Raw genomic sequence first — 5,095 nt, 5'->3', positions numbered from 1 at the left:
CCCTTATAATGATGACGGGGGCTGCTCGTGCCAACACTCGCTCCCTTGCCACCCCCCTTGCCCACAGCCAGACCATCGACGGGATACGCTATGGCATGATCCACGATGAGACGGCCTGCATCGGCTGCACCGCCTGCATGGATGCCTGCCGGGAAGTGAACAAAGTGCCGGAAGGCGTCTCGCGCCTCGAGATCATCCGTTCAGGCCCCATCGGTGAATTTCCCGACGCCGAGTACCACTTCTTTCGCAAGTCCTGCCAGCACTGCGACAACGCCCCCTGCGTCCACGTCTGCCCGACCGGTGCCTCCCATATCCGCAAGGAGGATGGCATCGTCGATGTCGACGCGGATCTCTGCGTCGGCTGCATGTATTGCCTCGCCGCCTGCCCCTATCAGGTGCGCTTTATCAACCCGGTTACCCGGGTGGCGGACAAATGCGACTTTTGCCGCAAGACCAACCTGGCGGCGGGCAAGCAGCCGGCGTGCGTGGAATCCTGCCCCACCAAGGCGCTGGTGTTCGGTAATCTGGATGATCCGGACAGCCCCATCGCCCAACGGCTGGTGAAGGAGACCACCTATCGCTACAAGCAGGCACTCGGCACCTCGCCCAAGATGTACCGCGTGCCCAAAGGGGAGATAACGTCATGACGATGCAAGCGGCATTTCACTTCTCCTCGCTGGTGTGGGGATTTGCCCCATCGCCATCTATGGCAGTAACAGAAGGAGGAATGGATCATGTGGCATGACGCATTTCACTTCCCCTCGCTGGTGTGGGACTGGCCCATCGCCATCTATCTCTTTCTGCTCGGCATCTCCGCCGGGGCCACCACCCTCTCGGTGCTATTGCGCCGCAAGGGGGCTGGCAGCGAGAGCGGCATCATCAAGGCAACCGCCATTCTGGCGCCGGCGAGCGTGGTTCTGGGGTTACTGATCCTTATCTTTCATCTGGCCCGCCCCTGGACCTTCTGGAAGCTGATGTTCCACTACCAGTTCGACTCCGTGATGTCGATGGGGGTCATGCTGTTTCAGCTCTATATGGCGGTGCTGTTCGCCTGGCTGGCGGTGGTGTATCGCGCCGAGATTGAGACATTGCGCAGTCACCTGCTGCAAGAGAAGTTCGCATTTGTGGATGGGCTGATTGGCTTGCTCGCCCGCATCGAGCGGCTGCTGGCGCCGCTGTTGTTGCTGCTCGCCGTGCTGCTGGGGGCCTACACCGGCTTTCTGCTCTCGGCGCTCAAGACCTATCCGCTCCTGAACAACCCGGTACTGCCGGTACTGTTTCTGGTCTCGGGCATCAGCTCCGGTATCGCCTCCACCATCTTGCTCGCGGTGACTCTGTTCAAAGAGAACCGTCACAGCCAGGGGGTGAGCTTCGTGCATCGCTTCGAGCGGCCGGTGCTGGCGGTCGAGGTGTTGCTGCTGGTCTGCTTCTTTACCGGCCTCTACTTCGGTGGCGGCCAGAAAGAGATGGCCATGTGGGCCGCCATCGGCAGCGGCTTCTGGGCTCAGGTGTTCTGGCTCGGCGTGGTGGGCATCGGCATGCTGCTGCCCCAGCTGCTGGCTCTGCTGACCCCGGCGCCCCTGCGAGAGCGAAACGGCCATCTGGTGCTGGTCTGCAGCCTAACCCTGGTGGGGATCCTGCTGCTGCGCTACTTCGTGCTCTATGCCGGTCAAATGACAGTCGTATAACGGTATGATCACCAGCGCCAGCCGCCCTCGGGTGACTGGCGCTTATTTGTTGCGATTGGTTGTTGCCAGAAATGTGGATGTTATCCCCCAGCGCCGGTACGGTGCAGACGCTGCGGCATAACATAGACGAATGATTGACTGGAGGTTGTGTGCTAGCGGAGCTCGGCTATCTCTCACTGTTGCTGGCGACCGGGCTCGCCCTGCTGCAAGGGCTGCTGCCCTGGCTGGGGCTGCGGCTCGCCTCACGCCCGCTGCTCGGCTGCGCAACACCGCTGGCCCTCCTGGTCGCGCTCCTGCTGTTGGCCTCCCTGCTGCTGCTCGCCAGCTGCTTTGGCCAAGATGATTTCACCGTCAGCTATGTTGCCCAGCACGCCAACAGCGCCCTGCCGCTGGGCTTCAAGCTGGCGGCGGTATGGGGGGGCCATGAAGGCTCCATGCTCTTTTTCGTCTTTGCGTTGGGGCTGTGGGGCGCTCTGGTGGCCCTTTGCTCCAAGCGGGTCGATCCGCTGATCACCGTTCGGGTACTGGCCATTATGGGGCTGATTGTCGGTTTGTTCGGCCTCTATACCCTGATCTTCTCCAGCCCGTTTGACCGCCAGTTCCCGGGGCCGCTGGAGGGGCGTGATCTCAACCCCATGCTGCAAGATATCGGCCTTATCATCCACCCGCCCCTGCTCTATCTCGGTTACATCGGCTTTGCGGTCAACTTCGCCTTCGCCATGGCGGCGCTCCATTCGGGCAGACTGGATGGTGCCGTGGCCCACTGGAGTCGCCCCTGGGCGCTCGGCTCCTGGGTGTTTCTCACCGCCGGCATCGTGCTGGGTTCCTGGTGGGCCTATTACGAGCTCGGCTGGGGTGGCTGGTGGTTCTGGGATCCGGTAGAAAATGCCTCCCTCTTGCCCTGGCTGCTCGGCACCGCCCTGCTGCACGCCCTGGTGGTGTGCGAGAAGCGCGGCGCTTACGGCCACGCCGTGTTGCTGCTCTCCATCTTTACCTTTTCACTGAGCCTGCTCGGCACCTTCGTGGTGCGCTCCGGGGTGCTCACCTCGGTGCACGCCTTTGCAGTCGACCCCAGCCGTGGCCTCACCCTCTTATTGCTGCTCGGCTTGCTCTTGACCTGCGCCCTCACCCTGTTTGCCCTGCGGGCGGACATTCGCGCCCCCTATGCCCGCTTTGGCTTACTGTCAAAGGAGGGACTGCTCGGCGCCGCCATCCTGCTGCTCTGCGTGGCCTGCGCCAGCGTGCTGCTCGGCACCTTCTACCCCATGGTGTTCCAGTCGCTCCATCTGGGCTCGCTCTCGGTGGGCGCCCCCTATTTCAATACCATCTTCGTGCCGCTAGCCCTCTGCCTGATGGGGCTGATGACCCAGCTGCCACGCCTGCGCTGGCAGCAGCTTGCGCCACATTCCCGACTCAACGCTCTGTTGCCGCCGCTGTTTGGCCTGCTTGGCGGCGGGCTCATTAGCCTTGCCTATCTGGAACAGGGATCGGTTTCCGGTAGCTGGATTGGCCTTCTCGCCAATATGGTGAGCCTCTGGCTGATGGCCAGCCTGTTGCTCCCGCTCTTGCAACTGACTTCATTCCGCGATTTCACCCTTAACCGACTCGGCAGTCTGCTGGCCCACCTCGGGGTGGCGGTATGCGCCCTTGGCATCGCGCAGGTGAGTCACCACAGTCAGGAGGGGGGCACAGTGCTTGGTGCCAACCAGCCCTACCAGCTCGGCGCGTTCGAGTTTCGCTATGAGGGGCGCGAGCCGGTGATCGGCCCCAACTATACCGCCGAGCGGATCACACTTAGCGTGCACAAGAACGGTAAAGAGGTGGCGCGGCTGACGCCGGAGCGGCGCCACTACAGCGTGCGCACCATGAACATGAATGAACCCGGCATCGCGTGGGGAATGCTCGGCGATCTCTACGTGGTGCAGGGTGAGAAGATGGGACCAGATGCCTATGCCATGCGGCTGCACTACAAGCCGCTGGTGCGCTGGATCTGGCTCGGCGGCCTGTTGATGATGGCGGGCGGCGCCCTGCGCCTGCTCGCCCGTCGCCCCTTGCTTGCCTCCCGTTCCGTTGCGGTTGGCACCTCCCATCCCCGGCTCGAACAGGAGGCGTTATGAGATCCCGCCTGCGCCTCTTTGTTCCCCTGCTGCTGACCCTGGGCCTCGGCGCCCTGCTCTGGCTTGGCCTTGGCAACAATCCCTACAGCCAGGACGAGGCAACGCTGGGGCGAACCCTGCCTGCGTGGCAGAGCGACAATCTGCTGGACGGGAGTCCGATCCAGACCGCCAGCCTCAAGGGCGAACCCTTTGTCCTTAACGTCTGGGCCAGCTGGTGCGCCAACTGCCGCGCCGAGCATCCACTGCTGGGTGAGCTGGCCAGCGCCGTGCCCCTCTATGGCCTCAACTACAGGGACAAGGGGGATGCGGCCCGCGCCTGGCTTATCCAGGCGGGCAACCCCTATCGCGCCGTGCTGGCCGACCCCGACGGCAAACTGGCGCTGGAGCTCGGCGTCTACGGCACGCCGGAGACCTATCTCTTTGCCGGCGATGGCTCCCTGCTGACCCGTCATACCGGCCTGCTCACTCAGGAGATCTGGCAACACCAGTTTGCCCCCCAGCTTGCAAGGGCCCGCAGCAACACCGCTCGCCAGCCCGACGTGGAGAAAGAAGTGGAGAGACAAGTGCAGGAGAGCAAGCCATGAGCCGTCTCGGCCACGCCCTGATCGCGCAGCTCTTGCTGGCCTTGAGCCTAGGGGCCCTTGCCAGCGGGGTCGATACCTATCAGTTTCGCCACCCCGAGCTGCAGACCCGCGCTCAGGAAGTGGCCCGCGCCCTACGCTGCCCCCAGTGCCAGAACCAGAATCTGGTGGAGTCCAACTCCCCCATCGCGCGGGATCTGCGACTCGAAGTCTACCGCTGGGTGGACGAGGGGCAGTCTGATGAGCAGGTGATCGCCCGCATGACGGAGCGCTTCGGCGATTTCGTCCGCTACGAGCCCCCCTTCAATGCCAGCACGGCGCTGCTGTGGGGCGGCCCCCTGCTGCTGTTGGGGCTGGCGCTGTTGACCCTGTTTCGCCGCCTGACACGCACAAAGGCGCAACCCATCCCTGTCGTTAAGGCCATCGTTGAAGCCCCCCATCAACCCGCCGCCGATCCGCGCAGCGAACTGAATCTGTTGATCATGCGTGGAGAACAGGTGGGCCTCTCCCCCGACCAACCTCTCTACAGGGAGCTGAGCGCCGCCCGCCTGGCGAATACCATCCCGACAGCTGAGCTGGCCATGCGCGCGCAACTGGCCAACCTGCATGACAATCGCGGTCGCAATCATCGGCACGGGCGGGCCTTGTTGCTGCTTAGCCTCTTGGCCATCGCGGCTGTTGCCGCTGTGTATCTGAGCAGCGGCCGCTA

General features: G+C 63.5%; 5 protein-coding genes. All 5 read left to right on the top strand.

All coding sequences use genetic code 11. The features are described from left to right. Positions 1 to 647: 4Fe-4S dicluster domain-containing protein (locus DBR30_RS07485; RefSeq protein WP_258224329.1), on the top strand; the 647-nt coding region annotated here is incomplete at its 5' end. Positions 648 to 734: 87 nt separating this feature from the next. Further along, the gene (gene nrfD / locus DBR30_RS07480) at positions 735 to 1,688 is read left to right on the top strand and encodes a cytochrome c nitrite reductase subunit NrfD (RefSeq protein ID WP_181363514.1); all 954 of its coding nucleotides are present in this window, start codon (positions 735 to 737) and stop codon (positions 1,686 to 1,688) included. Positions 1,689 to 1,837: 149 nt separating this feature from the next. After that, the gene (gene nrfE / locus DBR30_RS07475) at positions 1,838 to 3,805 is read left to right on the top strand and encodes a heme lyase NrfEFG subunit NrfE (RefSeq protein WP_108542275.1); all 1,968 of its coding nucleotides are present in this window, start codon (positions 1,838 to 1,840) and stop codon (positions 3,803 to 3,805) included. Next, positions 3,802 to 4,389 (top strand): DsbE family thiol:disulfide interchange protein, encoded by a 588-nt coding sequence (locus DBR30_RS07470; protein WP_108542276.1) that lies wholly within the window; start codon positions 3,802 to 3,804, stop codon positions 4,387 to 4,389. Before nrfE ends, DBR30_RS07470 begins: the two co-directional genes overlap by 4 nt. Next, positions 4,386 to 5,095 (top strand): heme lyase NrfEFG subunit NrfF (gene nrfF / locus DBR30_RS21815; protein ID WP_258224328.1); only part of this gene is annotated, 710 nt, incomplete at its 3' end. The genes DBR30_RS07470 and nrfF, both read left to right, overlap by 4 nt.

Source organism: Aeromonas sp. HMWF017, assembly GCF_003061465.1.
GTDB lineage: Bacteria > Pseudomonadota > Gammaproteobacteria > Enterobacterales > Aeromonadaceae > Aeromonas > Aeromonas veronii.
Note: the sequence above shows the minus strand (reverse complement) of the source record. Positions and strands in the feature narration are given on the sequence as shown.